The sequence below is a fragment of the Streptomyces sp. NPDC039424 genome, from assembly GCF_055639495.1.
Genome location: NZ_JBVKAI010000024.1, coordinates 72578 through 89294 on the forward strand (window position 1 = coordinate 72578; position 16717 = coordinate 89294).

At 71.5% G+C, this 16717-nt stretch carries 16 protein-coding genes and 1 riboswitch; of the genes, 4 read left to right on the plus strand and 12 right to left on the minus strand.

Going from position 1 to position 16717, the window contains the following annotated elements; translation table 11 throughout:
• Window positions 1-65 precede the first annotated feature (65 nt).
• Together ACZ7L0_RS38010 and ACZ7L0_RS38015 are read right to left on the minus strand one after the other, a co-directional pair.
• Window positions 66-1607 (minus strand): amino acid permease, encoded by a 1542-nt coding sequence (locus ACZ7L0_RS38010; protein WP_471247144.1) that lies wholly within the window; start codon window positions 1605-1607, stop codon window positions 66-68.
• Between the two features lie 46 nt (window positions 1608-1653).
• Window positions 1654-2610, minus strand: coding sequence for a hypothetical protein (locus ACZ7L0_RS38015; protein ID WP_471247145.1), 957 nt, complete (start codon window positions 2608-2610; stop codon window positions 1654-1656).
• 252 nt (window positions 2611-2862) lie between these two features.
• Between ACZ7L0_RS38015 and ACZ7L0_RS38020 the strand changes: the two genes are divergently transcribed.
• Both ACZ7L0_RS38020 and ACZ7L0_RS38025 read left to right on the plus strand, forming a co-directional pair.
• Entirely contained in the window at window positions 2863-3483 is a 621-nt protein-coding gene (locus ACZ7L0_RS38020; RefSeq protein WP_471247195.1) for a uridine kinase family protein, read from the plus strand.
• A gap of 432 nt (window positions 3484-3915) precedes the next feature.
• The gene (locus ACZ7L0_RS38025; protein WP_471247146.1) at window positions 3916-5781 is read left to right on the plus strand and encodes an AAA family ATPase; all 1866 of its coding nucleotides are present in this window, start codon (window positions 3916-3918) and stop codon (window positions 5779-5781) included.
• Window positions 5782-5837: 56 nt separating this feature from the next.
• On the opposite strand, the gene ACZ7L0_RS38030 is transcribed toward ACZ7L0_RS38025, so the two are convergent.
• The 9 genes from ACZ7L0_RS38030 to ACZ7L0_RS38070 form a co-directional block, all read right to left on the minus strand.
• Window positions 5838-6917 (minus strand): hemolysin family protein, encoded by a 1080-nt coding sequence (locus ACZ7L0_RS38030; protein WP_471247147.1) that lies wholly within the window; start codon window positions 6915-6917, stop codon window positions 5838-5840.
• Window positions 6914-8248, minus strand: coding sequence for a hemolysin family protein (locus tag ACZ7L0_RS38035; RefSeq protein WP_471247148.1), 1335 nt, complete (start codon window positions 8246-8248; stop codon window positions 6914-6916). The genes ACZ7L0_RS38030 and ACZ7L0_RS38035 overlap by 4 nt, the downstream gene beginning before the upstream one ends.
• Window positions 8249-8451: 203 nt before the next feature.
• On the minus strand, window positions 8452-8907 hold the full coding sequence (locus ACZ7L0_RS38040) for a PH domain-containing protein (protein WP_471247149.1): 456 nt from the start codon (window positions 8905-8907) through the stop codon (window positions 8452-8454).
• A gap of 20 nt (window positions 8908-8927) precedes the next feature.
• On the minus strand, window positions 8928-9776 hold the full coding sequence (hisG, locus tag ACZ7L0_RS38045) for an ATP phosphoribosyltransferase (protein WP_471247150.1): 849 nt from the start codon (window positions 9774-9776) through the stop codon (window positions 8928-8930).
• Window positions 9777-9827: 51 nt separating this feature from the next.
• Complete coding sequence (locus tag ACZ7L0_RS38050) at window positions 9828-10100, minus strand: phosphoribosyl-ATP diphosphatase (protein WP_019983911.1); 273 nt, start codon at window positions 10098-10100, stop codon at window positions 9828-9830.
• Window positions 10101-10133: 33 nt separating this feature from the next.
• Window positions 10134-10619 (minus strand): 6,7-dimethyl-8-ribityllumazine synthase, encoded by a 486-nt coding sequence (ribH, locus tag ACZ7L0_RS38055; protein ID WP_471247151.1) that lies wholly within the window; start codon window positions 10617-10619, stop codon window positions 10134-10136.
• A gap of 24 nt (window positions 10620-10643) precedes the next feature.
• Window positions 10644-11933 (minus strand): bifunctional 3,4-dihydroxy-2-butanone-4-phosphate synthase/GTP cyclohydrolase II, encoded by a 1290-nt coding sequence (locus ACZ7L0_RS38060; RefSeq protein WP_471247152.1) that lies wholly within the window; start codon window positions 11931-11933, stop codon window positions 10644-10646.
• Window positions 11930-12571, minus strand: coding sequence for a nicotinamide mononucleotide transporter family protein (locus tag ACZ7L0_RS38065; protein ID WP_471247153.1), 642 nt, complete (start codon window positions 12569-12571; stop codon window positions 11930-11932). Before ACZ7L0_RS38065 ends, ACZ7L0_RS38060 begins: the two co-directional genes overlap by 4 nt.
• On the minus strand, window positions 12568-13173 hold the full coding sequence (locus ACZ7L0_RS38070) for a riboflavin synthase (RefSeq protein WP_471247154.1): 606 nt from the start codon (window positions 13171-13173) through the stop codon (window positions 12568-12570). The genes ACZ7L0_RS38065 and ACZ7L0_RS38070 overlap by 4 nt, the downstream gene beginning before the upstream one ends.
• A 154-nt stretch (window positions 13174-13327) precedes the next feature.
• Window positions 13328-13458, minus strand: a riboswitch (FMN riboswitch).
• Between the two features lie 190 nt (window positions 13459-13648).
• On the opposite strand from ACZ7L0_RS38070, the gene ACZ7L0_RS38075 reads away from it, so the two are divergent.
• Together ACZ7L0_RS38075 and ACZ7L0_RS38080 are read left to right on the plus strand one after the other, a co-directional pair.
• On the plus strand, window positions 13649-14536 hold the full coding sequence (locus ACZ7L0_RS38075) for an RNA polymerase sigma-70 factor (protein WP_471247155.1): 888 nt from the start codon (window positions 13649-13651) through the stop codon (window positions 14534-14536).
• Window positions 14537-14641: 105 nt separating this feature from the next.
• On the plus strand, window positions 14642-15397 hold the full coding sequence (locus tag ACZ7L0_RS38080) for an SDR family oxidoreductase (protein ID WP_471247156.1): 756 nt from the start codon (window positions 14642-14644) through the stop codon (window positions 15395-15397).
• 31 nt (window positions 15398-15428) lie between these two features.
• On the opposite strand, the gene ACZ7L0_RS38085 is transcribed toward ACZ7L0_RS38080, so the two are convergent.
• Complete coding sequence (locus ACZ7L0_RS38085; RefSeq protein WP_471247157.1) at window positions 15429-16619, minus strand: ROK family transcriptional regulator; 1191 nt, start codon at window positions 16617-16619, stop codon at window positions 15429-15431.
• Window positions 16620-16717: the final 98 nt, after the last annotated feature.

Below are 16717 nucleotides of genomic sequence, written 5' to 3' on the forward strand. Positions count from 1 at the left end.
GGCCGCCGGGGATGCGAACGGCCCCGGCGTACGCGGTGCGCAGGCCGGGGCCGGGGGCCGGAGCGTCAGATGAGGTCCATCGCCGCGACCTCGTCCGGACGGCCGTAGCTGACCGGCCCCTGGAAGCGGCGGCGGGCGGTGGCGAACCACCACACCGTGGCCACCAGCAGGACCACGGCCAGCGCGATCGGCGCGTAGTTGAAGGAGTCGACGGTGATCGGCGAGGCCTGCGGCAGCATGAACAGCACGCTGCTGAGCAGGATCCAGACCACGGCCAGCCAGCCGATCGGCCGGCCCCAGCGGCCCAGGTGCCAGGGCCCGGGCTGGAACTCGTCGCCGAGCCGCAGCCTGAGGAAGACCGGCACGGCGTAGGCGAGGAACAGCCCGACGACGTTGACGCTGACGATGGCGGTGAACGCCGTGTGCGACCACCAGCCCGGCAGCACCAGGGCGAGCGAGCAGCCGACCGCCAGCCACACCGCCTTGACCGGCGTACGGGTGCGCGGCGAGACCGAGTGCCACAGGTGCGAACCGGGCATGGCGCCGTCCCGGGAGAAGGCGAAGATCTGCCGGGTGTTGCTGGTGAGGTTGGCGAGGCCGCAGAAGAGCATCGAGCCGATCACGACGAGCAGCAGCGCCTTCGCCCAGCCCATGCCGAGACCGTCGATGAGAATCTGGACGGGCGGCGCGGAGGAGCTCGCCACCTTGTCGTAGTCGCTAATGCTATAGACCAATGCCAGCATCAGGATCAGCCCGGTGATCGCCGAATAGCCGATCGCACGGGTGATCCCCTTGGGTGCGTTGACCGTCGCCTGGACCGTTTCCTCGGACATGTGGAAGCTGCCGTCGAAGCCGGTGAAGGTCCAACTGGTCACCAGCAGACCGAGCATCCCGCCGTAAAGGCCGTTCGTGAAGCCGGTGTTGTTCGCGAAATGCGTCACGAAGGACGCCGACTGGTGGTGGTCCGGCATCACGATCAGTGTGCTCACGATCACCACGAGTCCGATCAGCAGCCACCACACGGAAATGCGGTTCAGGACGGCGACCAGCTGGACGGTGAAGGTGTTGGCGAGTCCCTGCAGCACGATGATCACGGCGGTGATCAGGACCGTCTGGTGGGTGGTCGGCGTGTACGAATCCCACTGCAGGGCGATGAAGGCCTGGACGAAGGTCGCGGCCGCGTACCCCGTGGCGGCCGTGCCGCCGATCTGGCCCACGAAGTTCAGCCAGCCCGTGTACCAGGACCAGGCGCCCTTGTGGCGTTTGGCGAGTTTACCGGCGGAGAAATACAGGGCCCCGCTCGTCGGATAGGCGGACGCCACCTCCGCCATGGCCGCGCCAATGAACAGCACCATGACGGAAACACCGATCCAACCGAATACGAGAATGCGCGGGCCGCCCGCGTTCATACCGTACCCGAAGGACGAGAAGATACCCGAGATGATATTGATGATGGTGAAGGAGATCGCGAAATTGTCGAACGCCTTGAAACGACGGGTGAGTTTCCGCGGATAACCCATCGCGTGCAGGGTGGCGTCGTCGTCGAGCGCGATCGGGTCCTCTTCCCCGCGGGCTCTTGCCCGTGGAGTCGATATCCGTTCTGACACAGATCGACCTTTCTCTGGGTGGGGGACGAACGGGAAGCCGTGCGGATCAGGCGGACCCCGGCACCGGCAGGCCGCAGCCGCGCCGGGCCCGGGAGAGCTGCTCGGCGGGGTCGCCGAAGGCGCTCCAGGGCATGCGGGAGGCGTAGGGGCCCATCGCGGTGAACACCGCCCGGGCCTCGAACTCGCGCTGGGCCATGACCAGCGCGTGCGCGAGGTAGGCCAGGTCGAGCACCGGGGTGAAGCGGTAACCGGCCACCGCGGGCAGCCAGTTGTGGTAGATCGCGAGAGCCGTGGAGCGCCACTGGGGCTGTTCCCAGACGCGGTCGGCGAGCAGCTGGGTCGGGTTGTAGCTCTCCACCAGGGCGACCAGGGGCAGCAGGCGCAGCGGGGAGTCGGCGGGCGCCCGCTGACTGAGGAAGGCGGCCACGTCCCAGGCCGAGTTGACCGAGCCGCCGTACCGCGTGAAGAAACACGACAGGAAGCGGTGGTGGGCCTCGCGGTGCCACGGGTCGAGGGACAGGATGTGGGCGAACAGCCGCCAGGGACCGGGCGGGGCGGTCAGCAGCCCGTTGGGGGCGGGGTCGCGGAGCCGGTGCAGCCGGGCCATGGCCAGTCGGGCGACCCAGGGCGTGGGGTCGGCCGGGGCCAGGGCGGCGGCCCGGTCGCAGGCGGTCAGCGCGATCCGCTCCAGTGCCTCGGCCCGCTCGTCCCGGCCGTCGGCGGCCCTGAGCGCCCGCTGCACGGCGACCCGGGCCCACATCAGCGCCGCCTCGGGTGTCGGCTCCTCGTCCAGCCAGCGCTCCACGAGGTCGGTGCCGGCGGCCTCGGACGCCAGCACGAGGGAGCGGTGGGCGCGCAGGCCGTAGTCCGTGCCCGTCTCGGCGAGGGCTTCGTGAGCACTCCGATAACGTCCGGCGCGCACGTCGACGCATACGCTCGCGAGCAGACGGTCGTCGGCCGCCGGATGCCACACATACTGCCCTTCGAATAACTCCGCGGCCATCTACCCCTGTCCATCCCCGTACGGCGCATCGCAGTCGCGCAGGAGGCACCTTACTCAGCGGCGGGCGCACCGGGAATGCCGAATTCGACATATCGGTCAGCAGATTCGGGATTCATTGCAACGATTTCCGGACACCTTGAGACCAGTTCAAGGCGATACGTTTCTCCGGATCCCCGGGGCGGGCCCCGCCCAGCCCCCTACTAGAATGTTTCCGGATAACACCCCACACCGCACCACACCTCGGGAATCGCCATTCACGACCTCGCCTGCCGGCTGCGCGCCCTGCCCCCCTCCTGCGGGCCGGTCCGCCTCGTCGGCGTCGACGGGCACGCCGGTTCGGGGAAGTCCACGTTCGCCGGACGGCTGGCCGCCGCGCTGGGCGGGGCGCCGGTGCTGCACCTGGACGACATCGCCAGCCACGAGGAGCTCTTCGACTGGACCGGGCGTCTGCTGGCCCAGGTGATCGAGCCGCTCGGCCGCGGCGAGAGCGCGCACTACACGCCGTACGACTGGCGCGCCCGGCGCTTCGGCCCGCCCCGCGCGCTGCCGTCCGCTCCCGTGCTCCTGGTCGAGGGGGTCGGCGCCGGCCGCCGCGCCCTGCGCCCGCACCTGGCGCGGCTGCTGTGGATGGAGTTGCCGCACGAGGAGTCCTGGACACGGGGACGGACACGGGACGGGGCGGAGCAGCGGGAGTTCTGGGCCGGGTGGGTCGAGGCGGAACGCGCGCACTTCGCCGGGGACCCCTCGCGGCCGTACGCCGATCTTCTGGTGCTCCAGTCACAGGAGGGGTACGAGGTGCTGCCGGGGCCCGCGGCGACTCCTGGACCGGACCCAGATGTCACCCAGAGTGATGGACCGTCCGCTGTGTGCTGAACCTGTGAAGACCCTTGCGGGAGATCTTGTTCGAGTGCTCCAACTCGGCTTGACCCGGGGGCCGTACAGGTCTTACGTTCTCAACGTGCGGCCATTCGGAGCCGCCCACATACGCGAAGCCCCCGGTTGTTCCCCCGTGATCGGGGGCTTCGTTCTGCTCGCGGCCCGGCTCTCCGGGCCCCATGTGCCGCCATTCGCTCACCCAGGGTCACCGCGCCGCGCGCGCCCCATCTGCTCCCACCTCGTCGAACGGCTCCTGCGGCACCCCTTCGGCGAGGCACTGTCACGCGGGTACGATGCCCTCGGTGCGACCATCGAACGGCTGCTTCGCGCACCTGCAACTCCGGTCCGCGGCACCGCGGTTCGACCAAGGCAGCCGCCGGACGACGGTCCGGGGGTGAACCTCCGGGGGCACGGTCTGTGGGGGACGTGATGGACTTCGGCACGCAGGGCCCCGAGGCCCCGGCCGACCTCGCCTGGCTGCGAGGTGTGGACGCCTACACCATGGGCGCCTATCCGCAGGCGGAGGAGGAGTTCCGCGCCGCGGTGCGGATGGATCCGGGGATGGCCGACGCCTGGCTCGGGCTGCACGCGCTGCGCATCGACACCACGACCGCGCTGCTCAGGATGTTCCGGCACCGGGACCGCTTCGGCGAGCAGCGCGCCCGGCACCGCCGCAGCCTCAACTCCTGGTACTGGCTGGGCTGGTGGGTGCAGCCGGTGCTGGAGAGCCCGCGCGACCTGCTGCTCGCCCACGCCTCGCACTGGCTGGACGGCCGGCACGTCCCGGAGCTGGACCGGGCCCTCGCCGGGCTGCCGCCGGTGGACACCGACCCCCAGGTCCGCTTCCTGCACGCCTGCCGCGCCTACCTGGTCAAGGACTGGGAGCAACTGGTCCGGCGCACCGACTCGCTGCTCGACGATGCCCTGCTCGGCATCGAGGCGGGCCTGTTCGGCGGCATGGCCCGGGTCCGCCTGGAGATGTACGGGCAGGCCGAGCCGCTGCTGTCGACCGCGCTGATGCGGTGCCGCAGCGAGCAGCCGCAGCGCAAGGAGCTGCGGTACTGGCTGGCCCGGGCCCACGAGGGCACCGGCCGCAGTGCCGCCGCACTCCCCCTCTACCGGGCGGTGCACCGGGTCGACCCCGCGTTCATGGACACCTCCGCCCGGCTCGCGGCGATCGCCGAGGGCGACGGGTACGAGGACGCGGCCGGACTCGCGGCCATCACCCTCACCGGATTCGGCCAGGACACCGTCGACGGCCCCGACACGCTGGACCCGCTCTTCGGCACCGAGGGCCGCGAGCTGAGGCTGACCGAGGCCGACCTGCCGCCGGCCGGTGCGATGCCGTCGGTGACCGATCCGGCGGTACGCGCGAAGACCGTCGCGGCGTCGTCGCCGCTGCCCGCCGGGCCGACCGACCCCGTGCTGCTGGAGGAGGCGCTCGCCGAGCTGGAGCGCATGGTGGGGCTGGAGCCGGTCAAGCGCCAGGTCAAGGCGCTGTCCGCGCAGTTGAACATGGCCCGGCTGCGGGCCGGGCAGGGTCTGCCGGTCCAGCCGCCGAAGCGGCACTTCGTCTTCTCCGGCCCCTCGGGCACCGGCAAGACCACCGTCGCCCGGATCCTCGGCCGCGTCTTCTACGCCCTCGGCCTGCTCGGCGGCGACCATCTCGTGGAGGCGCAGCGGGCCGATCTGGTCGGCGAGTACCTGGGCCAGACGGCCGTGAAGGCCAACGAGCTGATCGACTCCGCGATCGGCGGGGTGCTGTTCGTCGACGAGGCGTACTCGCTGTCCAACTCGGGATACGGCAAGGGCGACGCCTACGGCGACGAGGCGCTGCAGGTGCTGCTCAAGCGGGCCGAGGACAACCGCGACCACCTGGTGGTGATCCTGGCCGGCTACCCCGAGGGCATGGACCGGCTGCTGGCCGCCAACCCCGGGCTGTCCTCCCGCTTCACCAGCCGCGTCGACTTCCCTTCCTACCGGCCCCTCGAACTCACCGCGATCGGCGAGGTGCTCGCCGCGGAGAACGGGGACGTGTGGGACGAGGAGGCGCTGGACGAGCTGCGGTCGATCGCCGGGCATGTCGTCGATCAGGGGTGGATCGACGAGCTGGGCAACGGGCGGTTCCTGCGGACGCTGTACGAGAAGAGCTGTGCCTACCGGGATCTGCGGTTGTCCACGTATCCCGGGATGCTGACCCGGGACGACCTGGCGACCTTGCGGCTCCCCGACCTGATGCAGGCGTACGGAGAGGTGCTGTCGGGACGGGGTCCGCAGGATCCGTCGGCCATGTGAGTGACCCGCGGCGCCGCGGGGTGGGTGCCGCCGCGCCCATGCGGCGGCACCCCGGTTCAGCTCGCCAGAGCCTGCTCCGGCTCCCCGCTCACCCGCGGGTCACCGACCCTCGGCACGTCCCGGTGGGCCGGATCGCGTACCTCGCCGACCAGCAGCTCCAGTACGTCCTCCAGCGCGACCAGGCCGAGTACCTTGCCGGACGCGTCGGCCACCTGCGCCAGGTGGGTCGCCGCGCGCCGCATCACCGTGAGCGCGTCGTCGAGCGGCAGCTCGGACCTGAGGGTGGTCATCGGACGCCAGATGTGCTGGGGCACCGCCCGCTTCGAGTCCTCCAGGTCCAGTACGTCCTTCACGTGCAGGTAGCCCATGAAGGCGCCGTTGCCCGCCGCGACCGGAAAGCGGGAGTACCCGGTGCGCGCGGTCAGCTCGACGATCTCCCCCGGGGTGACCGACGGATCCACCGTGACCAGCGACTCGCGCCTGAGCAGCACGTCGGTGACCGGGCGCGAGCCCAGTTCCAGCGCGTCCTCCAGGCGCTCCTGCTCCTCGGGGTCGAGGAGGCCCGCCTGGCCGGAGTCCTCCACCAGCCTGTTGAGCTGCTCGCTGGTGAAGACGGCCTCCACCTCGTCCTTGGGCTCGACCCGGAAGAGCCGCAGGATGCCCTGGGCGCAGGCGCCGAGGGTCACGGTGATGGGCCGGCAGAGGCGGGCGAAGGCGACCAGGCCGGGGCTGAGCCAGAGCGCGGCCTTCTCCGGGGCGGCCATCGCGAGGTTCTTGGGGACCATCTCGCCGATGACGAGGTGGAAGAAGACGACCGCCGCGAGGGCGATCACATAGCCCAGCGGGTGGATCACGCCGTGCGGCAGGTGGATCCCCTCGAACACCGGCTCCAGCAGGTGCGCCACCGTCGGTTCGGCGACCGCGCCCAGGGTCAGCGAGCAGACGGTGATGCCGAACTGGGCGGCGGCCATCATCTGCGGCAGCCGCTCCAGGCCGTAGAGCACCTGGCGGGAGCGGGTGGTGCCGAGCGGTTCGATCTGGCTGCGGCGGACGGAGACGAGCGCGAACTCGGCGCCGACGAAGAAGCCGTTGGCGAGCACGAGCAGCGCGGCGAAGAGCAGTTGGACGACGCTCATCGGGCGGCCTCCATGATGTTCACCGCTGGGGTCGTGCGGACGATGCGGACGCGTTCGGCGCGGTAGTGGCCGACCCGGCGCACGGACAGCCGCCAACCGGGCAGTTCGGCCTTGTCGCCGGGGGCGGGGATGCGGCCGAGCAGGTCGGCGACCAGGCCGGCCACGGTCTCGTACGGGCCCTCGGGCGCTTCGAGGCCGATGCGTTGCAGGATGTCGACGCGGCAGCTGCCGTCGACGTCCCAGGCGGGCCTGCCGTCCTCGGGCGGGGCGGCGGCGAGCTCCGGCACCAGTTGGCCGTCGTGTTCGTCGCGGACCTCGCCGACCAGTTCCTCGACGATGTCCTCCAGGGTGACCACGCCGGCCGTGCCGCCGTACTCGTCGACGACGACCGCGATCGGCTGCTCGCTGCGCAGGCGGGCCAGCAGGGGCTGGACGGGCAGGGTCTCGGGGACGAGCAGGGCCGGGCGGGCGATGCGTCCGACGGGCGTGCGCAGCCGGTCGTGCACCGGGACCGCCAGCGCGTCCTTGAGGTGGGCCATGCCGACGATCTCGTCGATCTTCTCCCGGTAGACCGGGAAGCGGGACAGGCCGGTGGCGCGGGTGAGGTTGACCACGTCCTCGGCGGTGGCCGAGGACTGCAGGGCGCTGACCTTCACGCGCGGGGTCATGACGTGCTGTGCGGTCAGCTCGCCCAGCGACAGCGTCCGGACGAACAGGTCGGCGGTGTCCTGCTCCAGGGCGCCGGCCTGGGCGGAGTGCCGGGCGAGGGAGACGAGTTCGCCGGGGGTGCGGGCGGAGGCCAGCTCCTCGGCGGGCTCGATGCCCATGGCCCGTACCAGCCGGTTGGCGACCGTGTTCAGCGCGGCGATCACCGGGCGGAACAGGCGGGCGAAGCGGTGCTGCGGGCCGGCCACGAACCGGGCGACCTGCAGCGGCCTGGACACCGCCCAGTTCTTGGGGACCAGTTCGCCGATCACCATCTGGATCGCCGAGGCGAGCAGCATGCCGACGACCACGGCGACGCCGGAGACGGCGCCCTCGGGGATGCCGACGGCCGCGAACGGGCCGTGCAGCAGCTCGGCCAGGGCCGGCTCGGCGAGCATGCCGACGACCAGGGAGGTGATGGTGATGCCGAGCTGGGTGCCGGAGAGCTGGAAGGACAGCTCCTTGAGCGACTCGACGACCGTACGGGCGCGTTTGTCGCCCTCGGCCGCGGCTTTCTCGGCCTCCGGGCGCTCCACCGTGACCAGGCCGAATTCGGCCGCCACGAAGAACCCGTTGGCGAGGATCAGCAGGAACGCCGCTCCGAGGAGCAGCAGGGGGATGGTCATGATGCCGCCGCCTCCGCGCTATGTCGGTAGGGGGCGGCGCAGGTACTACAGGACGATCCGTCCATCGCCGGAGAGGGTCACTCCTCGGGTAGCAGGAACCCCTGGCACCGGGTGGCGCGCAGGGGCGGAAGCGCAGCGAAAAACGCCTCCTCCACCAGATTAATCAAGACATGGGCGACTGCGGCAGGGTCGACGGCCCCGAGTCAGCCCTGATCTTCGGCGAGGCGGGCCGTCGAGCGGGCCTCGGCGAGCGCCCGCAGGGTGCGCGCGTCGGCGATGGCGCGCTGCTTGGCGACGCCCGGCTGGATGCCGAGTGCGGGCAGGCTGGTGCCGTCGCTGAGGTTCAGGAACACCCAGGGATCGCCCGGACGGAGGTTCACCTGGAGGATTTCCGCCCAGTCCAGGCGCCGTCTGCTGGCGATGTTGACGACGGTGACGCCCAAGTCGTCGGCGACGACCTTCACCCGGGCGAGCTGGGCCAGCACGCCGAAAATGAGCGCGCCGGTGATGATGAAGCTGAGCCGCTCCCCCGGGCCGAGGTGCTCCAGCAGCATCGCGATCGCCGAGATGACCCCGAAGATCGCCGCACCGGCGGTGAGCAGGATCACGCGGGTGGTACCGGGCCGGAAGGTGACGGGAAGGTCGGGAAGGTCGGACATCTGGCTTACCCCTCCTGCCCTCAGAGACGGCAGGCGTGGATGGCGGTGGTCAGGATGGCCCGGGCGCCGATCTCGTACAGGTCGTCCATGATCCGCTGGGCCTCCTTGGCCGGGACCATGGCGCGGACGGCGACCCAGCCCTCGTTGTGCAGCGGGGAGACGGTCGGCGACTCCAGGCCGGGCGTGAGCGCGACGGCCTTCTCCAGCTGCTCGACACGGCAGTCGTAGTCCATCATCACGTAGGTCCGGGCCACCAGGACGCCCTGGAGGCGGCGCAGGAACTGCTGCACCTTGGGCTCTTCGGTGTCGGCGCCGGCGCGGCGGACGACGATCGCCTCGGACTTCATGATCGGCTCGCCGAAGACCTCCAGGCCCGCGTTGCGCAGGCTGGTGCCCGTCTCGACGACGTCCGCGATGACCTCGGCCACGCCCAGCTCGATCGCGGTCTCCACGGCGCCGTCGAGGTGGACGACGGAGGCGTCGACGCCGCTGTCCGCGAGGTGCCCCGCGACGATCCCCTCGTAGGAGGTGGCGACCGTCCTGCCCTTCAGGTCCTCGATGCCGTTCGCGGTGCCCGGCTTGGCGGCGAAGCGGAAGGTGGAGCGGGCGAAGCCGAGCGGCAGGATCTCCTCGGCGTCGGCGCCGGAGTCGATCAGCAGGTCGCGGCCGGTGATGCCGATGTCGAGGCGGCCGGAGGAGACGTAGATCGCGATGTCGCGGGGGCGGAGGTAGAAGAACTCGACCTCGTTCTCCGGGTCGACGATCCTGAGCTCCTTGGACTCCCGGCGCTGCTGGTAGCCGGCCTCATGCAGCATCTCCGCCGCAGGGCCGGACAGGGAACCCTTGTTGGGGACGGCGATGCGCAGCATGAGGTCGGCTTCCTTCGTTCGTTCGTGCGGTGCTGGTGTGCGGGTTGCGGCTCAGAGGTGGGCGTAGACGTCGTCCAGGGAGATCCCGCGGGCGACCATCATCACCTGGACGTGGTAGAGCAGCTGCGAGATCTCCTCGGCGGCCGCCTCCTTGCCCTCGTACTCGGCGGCCATCCAGACCTCGGCGGCCTCCTCGACGACCTTCTTGCCGATGGCATGGACCCCCTTGCCGACCAGCTCTGCGGTGCGGGAGGTGGCGGGATCGCCCTGGGCGGCCTTGTGCTGGAGCTCGGTGAAGAGCTCCTCGAACGTCTTCTTGGACATGGTGGCGCCCACTTTACGCGTGTGCCGCACGACCTAGTGCCACGGTTCAGATACTGAGCGGAGCGTGACCGCGGTCGCCACCGCGGCGGTCACCGCCTCGTGTCCCTTGTCCTCGTTCGAGCCCTCCAGGCCGGCCCGGTCCAGGGCCTGTTCCTCGGTGTCACAGGTCAGTACGCCGAAGCCGACGGGGACACCGGTCTCCACGGAGACCTGGGTGAGGCCCTGGGCGACGCCCTGGCACACGTAGTCGAAGTGGGGGGTGCCGCCACGGATGACGACGCCGAGGGCGACGACCGCGTCGTAGCCGCGGCCCGCCAGGACCTTGGCGGCGACCGGGAGCTCGAAGCTGCCGGGGACCCGGATCAGCGTCGGCTCGTCGATGCCCAGCTCGCCGAGGGCGCGCAGGGCGCCGTTCACCAGACCGTCCATCACCGTGTCGTGCCACTGCGCCGCGATGACCGCGACCCGCAGGTCGCTGGCGTTGCGTACGGACAGTTCCGGTGCACCCTTGCCGCTCACGTCTCTCCTAAGTGACTTACTTGCTTACTGGTTGCCGCAGGTGGACACGGCGGGCGTGTCCAGCCAGGGCAGGTCGTGCCCCATCCGGTCCCGCTTGGTGCGCAGGTAGCGGAGGTTGTGCTCGCCCGCCTGTACGGGCATCGGCTCGCGTCCGGTGACCTTGAGGCCGTGGCGCAGCAGCGCCTCGGTCTTGTCGGGGTTGTTGGTCATCAGGCGCAGGCTGCGGACGCCGAGGTCCGCCAGGATCTGGGCGCCGGCGCCGTAGTCGCGGGCGTCGGCGGGCAGGCCGAGTTCGAGGTTGGCGTCGAGGGTGTCGTGGCCGCGCTCCTGGAGCTCGTACGCCCGCAGTTTGGACAGCAGGCCGATGCCGCGGCCCTCGTGTCCGCGCAGGTAGACCACGACTCCCCGGCCCTCGGCCTGGATCCGCTCCAGGGAGGTGTCCAGCTGGGGGCCGCAGTCGCAGCGCAGGGAGCTGAACACGTCTCCGGTGAGGCATTCGGAGTGGACGCGGACCAGGACGTCCTCGCCGTCGCCGATCTCGCCGTGGACGAGCGCGACGTGCTCGACGCCGTCGACGGTGGAGCGGTAGCCGTACGCGGTGAAGGTGCCGTGGGCGGTGGGCAGTCGGGTCTCGGCCTCGCGCCGGACGGTGGGCTCGGCGCCGCGGCGGTAGGTGATCAGGTCCTCGATGGAGATGATCGTCAGGCCGTGCTTGCGGGCGAACGGGATCAGTTCGGGCAGGCGGAGCATGCGGCCGTCCTCGCCGGCGATCTCCACGATCGCGCCGGCCGGGCGGAGTCCCGCGAGCCGGGCGAGGTCGACGGCGGCCTCGGTGTGGCCGTTGCGGACCAGGACGCCGCCGGGCCTTGCGCGCAGCGGGAAGACGTGGCCGGGGCGGACCAGGTCGGTGGGCTCGGCGGTGCCGCTCGCCAGCAGCTGGAGCGTGGTCGCGCGGTCGGCGGCGGAGATGCCGGTGGTCACGCCGTGCGCGGCGGAGGCGTCCACGGAGACGGTGAACGCGGTCTTCATCGACTCGGTGTTGTCCTCGACCATCTGCGGCAGGCGCAGCCGGTCGAGCTCCTCGCCCTCCATGGGAGCGCAGATCAGCCCGCGGCACTCGCTCATCATGAAGGCGACGATCTCGGGGGTCGCCTTCTCGGCGGCGATGACGAGATCGCCCTCGTTCTCCCGGTCCTCGTCGTCGACGACCACGACCGGGCGCCCGGCCGCGATGTCGGCGATGGCCTGCTCGACGGGGTCGAGCGCGAAGTCCTCGAAGCCGTCCGTGCTGTAGAGGATGGGTGCCGCGGTCATGCGTGGGCTCCTTCCAGAGCGGGCCGCGCGTTCTCCCGGGAGCGCAGCCACCAGTCGCGCATGCCCCACAGGACCAGCGCACCGTAGATGACGTAGACGAAGCCGGAGAAGGCGTAGCCGTTGGCGAAGTTCAGGGGCACGCCGACGAGGTCGACGAGCAGCCAGGCGAACCAGAACTCGACCATGCCGCGCGCCTGGGCGTACATGGCGACGATGGTGCCGACGAAGATGTAGGCGTCCGGCCAGGGGTCCCAGGACAGGGACGGGTAGGCCTTGAAGAGCAGGGCGACGGCGACCGTGCCGAGGGCGGCGGCGCCGGCCATCGCCGCGCGTTCGCGCCAGGTGGCGAACCGCGGGACGATGTGGCCGTCCGCCGACCGGCCCTTGTCGCGGTTCCACTGCCACCAGCCGTACAGGGCGACGGCCATGACCACGACCTGCTTGCCGGCGCTACCGGTCAGGTGGCCGAAGAAGGCACCGAAAAGGACGAGACCGGACAGGAACTGGACCGGCCAGGTCCATAGGGAGCGTCGCCAGCCGAGCGCCAGGGTGATCAGGCCGAGGATGTTGCCGATCATGTCCGACCAGAGGATGTGCTGGTCGAGGAGGGTGAACGCCTCGGAGTTCAGTGCGTTCACTTCGCGGCCCCCTGACCCGCCGCCAGCAGCCGCTCGACGTACTTGGCGACGATGTCCACCTCGAGGTTGACCGGGTCGCCGGGCTGCTTGAGACCGAGGGTGGTCAGGGCGAGGGTGGTAGGGATGAGGCTGACGGTGAAGTAGTCCGGGCCGGCCTCGACCACGGTGAGGCTGATGCCGTCGACGGTGATGGAGCCCTTCTCGACGACGTAGCGGGCGAGTTCGGCGGGGAGCGAGACCTTGACGATCTCCCAGTGCTCGGAGGGCGTCCGCGCCAGGACCGTGCCCGTGCCGTCGACGTGGCCCTGCACGATGTGCCCGCCGAGGCGCGCGCCCACGGCGGTGGGGCGCTCGAGGTTCACGCGGGAGCCGGCGGAGAGGGCGCCCAGGCTGGAGCGCTTGAGGGTCTCGGCCATGACGTCGGCGGTGAACTCGTCGCCCTCATGGTCGACGACGGTGAGACAGACCCCGTTCACGGCGATGGAATCGCCGTGCTTCGCGCCCTCGGTGACGACGGGGCCGCGCAGCCGGAAGCGGGAGGCGTCGCCGAGATTCTCGACGGCGGTGACCTCACCCAGCTCTTCGACGATTCCGGTGAACACTTCCCGGGTCCTCCTGCCTCTTCGGGCACGGACTCCGGGGCCTGTCGATGACGACAGAATGAAACGGGTGAACACACCGGGAGCGACGCCGGACGGGACCCGCCCGCGACCGGACGAGCCCAGACGGCGGCGCGCACACATGTGTGCCCGCCCGCCGCGCACTGCCTCCCATCCGGACTTTAACCGTCGGTCCAGGAATTTCACCTGGTCAACCGGCCGCTGGAAGCGACCGGGTCGCGGACTGTAACCGCCGGTTCGGACTTTCACCGACCCCGGAGTGCGCTGCTTCTGGTACAGGGCCAGTGTGCCACGCCCGATCGCCGTCCATACGGGTGATGGATGTGGAGTGGCTCACAGAATAATGGTCCATACTATTGACCGATTGGTCTAGTCCTTTTAGGGTTGCGGACGGGCCCGGTGGCGGTGACGACGGCCCTTGCCCGCCGCCGGGCCCTCACTCTGGCAGGGTGATCGCATGACCGCACCGCTCGCCGAGGAGTTCGAACCCCACCGGCCCCGCCTGTTCGGCCTGGCCTACCGGATGCTCGGCGCCGCGCACGAGGCGGAGGACGTGGTGCAGGACGCGTATCTGCGGTTCACCGGCGTCGACCGGGCGCAGGTCGAGCATCCCGCGGCCTGGCTGGCCAAGGTCGTCACCAACCTCTGCCTTAACCGGCTCACTTCGGCCCGCGCCCGGCGCGAGCAGTACGTGGGCCCCTGGCTTCCCGAGCCGGTGCTCACCTCCGACGGCACCCTGGGACCGCTGGAGTCGGCGCAGCGGCGGGACGACGTGTCGATGGCGCTGCTGGTGCTGCTGGAGCGGCTCACACCGACCGAGCGGGCGGTGTACGTACTGCGGGAGGCGTTCGGGTACGGGCACCGGGAGATCGCCGGCGTGCTCGACCTGAGCGAGGCCAACTGCCGCCAGCTGTACCGGCGGGCGGTCCAGCGGGTGGCCGTGCCGGAGGGCCGCTTCGAGCCCTCGCCCGAGCGGCGGCGGGAGCTGGTCGCCTCGTTCGTCGCGGCGGCCCGCGACGGCGATCTGGCCGGCCTCGAGAAGCTGCTCGCGGCCGACGTGACCTGGTGGGGCGACGGCGGCGGCAAGGTCACGGCGGCCCGGCGGCCGATCGAGGGACGGGAGAAGGTCCTCCGCTTCCTCGCGGGCGGCTCGCGGCGGCTCGCGGCGGGCCTGGACCTCACGGTGGCCGAGGTCAACGGCGAGAGCGCGCTGGCGGCATGGGCGGACGGCCTGCTGATCGGCGTCGTCGCCTTCGAGGTCCGGGACAGGTTGATCACCCAGGTGCGGGCCGTGGTGAACCCGGACAAGCTGGACTTCGTACGGCGTCAGCTGGCGCGCCTCTGAAAAAAGAACGCCGAGAGCTGTCACACCGCGGTGGGGCTGTCCGGTCTCAGCTGACGAAGGGTGTCCCGTCCGGGGGCGCCCGGTGTCCGGAGGGACTGAAGGAGCATGACCACGATCCTGGTGACCGGCGGTACCGGAACCCTGGGCCGGCTCGTCGCCGAGCGGCTGCGGGAGGACGGGCACGAGGTGCGGGTGCTCAGCCGCAGCGCCCAGCCGTACGCCGTCGATCTGCGTGAGGGCGGCGCGGGGCTGGACACGGCCCTGGCCGGCGTGGACACGATCGTCCACTGCGCGAGCACGCCGCGCGGCGGTGACGAGCGGGCGGCGGGGAATCTGATCGCGGCGGCGCGCCGGGCGGGGGTGGGTCACCTGGTCTACATCTCCATCGTGGGTGTCGACCGGGTGCCGCTGGGCTACTACAAGTCGAAGCTCGCCGTGGAGAGGCTGGTGGAGGAGTCGGGCCTGGGCTGGACCGTGCTGCGGGCGACCCAGTTCCACGACCTGCTCGTGCAGCTGTTCGAGGCGCTGGCCAAGCCGCCCGTCCTGCTGCTCCCCGCCGGAGTCCCGGACCAGCCGGTCGAGGTGGCCGAAGTCGCGGACCGCCTGGCCGAGTTGGCGACCGCCGCCCCGGCGGGACGGGTCGCGGACATGGGCGGCCCCGAAGTACGCACACTGGAGTCCCTGTCCCGCGCCTACCTCAAGGCGACAGGCCGACGACGCCCGACCCTGCCCCTCCCGCTCCCCGGGAAGACCTACCGAGCCTTCCGACAGGGCGGCCACCTCGCACCGGAGCAGGCGGTGGGCAAGGGCACGTTCGAGGAGTACCTGGGGCGGCGCTTCGGGGGTGGCTCGGGACGCTAGGGGCCGGCGGGCACCGCGCACGCACCGCGCATCACCCCGGCGGCGCGAACAGTTCGTCCTGCGCCCGCTCGCGGGCCGTCAGCAGGGCGCCGCGCAGTACGGCCGTGCCGCCGAGGCCACTGGCTCTCACCTCGGTGGCCAGGGGGGACATCCGGCGGATCCGTTCCTCCACCCGCGCGGCCAGCGCCGCGTCCCCGGCCTGGCCGATCTCGCCGCCCAGGACCACGCATCCGGGGTCCAGGACGGCGACGACGGAGGCGACACCGAGGGCGATCCGGTCGGCCAGGGCGTCGAGGAAACGGGCGGCCCCCGCGTGGTCCCCGCCGGCCGCGTCCACCGCGTCCCGCACGGCCGCGGCCGCGCCGGCCTCCTCCCCGCCGGGTCTCGACAGCCCGTGCTCCGCGGCGAGTTCCTCGATGGCTGGCGCCCCGGCCAGGGAGTGGTAGCCGCCCGTGCAGTCGGTCGCCGAGGGCAGCGCGGCCGTGCCCGGAACCGGCATGAAGCCGATCTCGCCCGTGCCGCCGGAGGCGCCTCGGCGGAGGGCGCCGTCGAGGACGACGGCGGCGCCGGGGCTGTGGCCGAGCCAGAGGAGGACGAAGGTGTCCCGGTCCCGGGCGGCCCCCTCGCGCTGCTCGGCCAGGGCGGCGAGGTTGGTCTCGTTCTCGACGCTGACCCGGGATTCCGGGAACCGCTCCTGGAGCGCGGCGGCCAGGCTGCGGTGCCAGCCGGGCAGGCCCGCCGAGTCGCGGAGTTCGCCCGTGCCGGGATCGATGAGGCCCGGCGCGCCGATGCCGACGGTGTGCAGCCGGTCGGCGCCGGCCTCCTTCACCGCCCGCTCCACCAGCGCCACCGCCTGCTCCTCGGCCCGTCCGGCCCCGGTGTCCCCGCCGATCGGCACGGACGCCTCGGCGAGCACCCGGCCGAGCAGGTCGGACACCAGCACGGAGACGCTCTCGGTACGGACGTCGAGGGCCGCCAGATGGGCCCGGTCGGCGACGATGCCGTACAGCCGGGCGTTCGGGCCGCGGCGCTGCGCACCGGACTCCCCCACCACCGTGATCAGGCCGGAGGCGGTGAGGCGCTCGACGAGGTCGGCGACCGTCGGCCGGGACAGTCCGGTCAGCTGCTTCAACCGCCCTGCCGTCAGCGGACCTTCCTGCTGCAACAGCCGCAGGGCGAGCCGGTCGTTGATGGCCCGGGCGGTGCTCGGTGATGCGGGCATGGCGGGATCCTCCCAGATCGGCGAAGCGGGCACCCGGTGCGCGGGCGGCCGTAAAGCCGCTATCTATCAGGCAGGGTCCCTGATAGTTTACGGCGGTT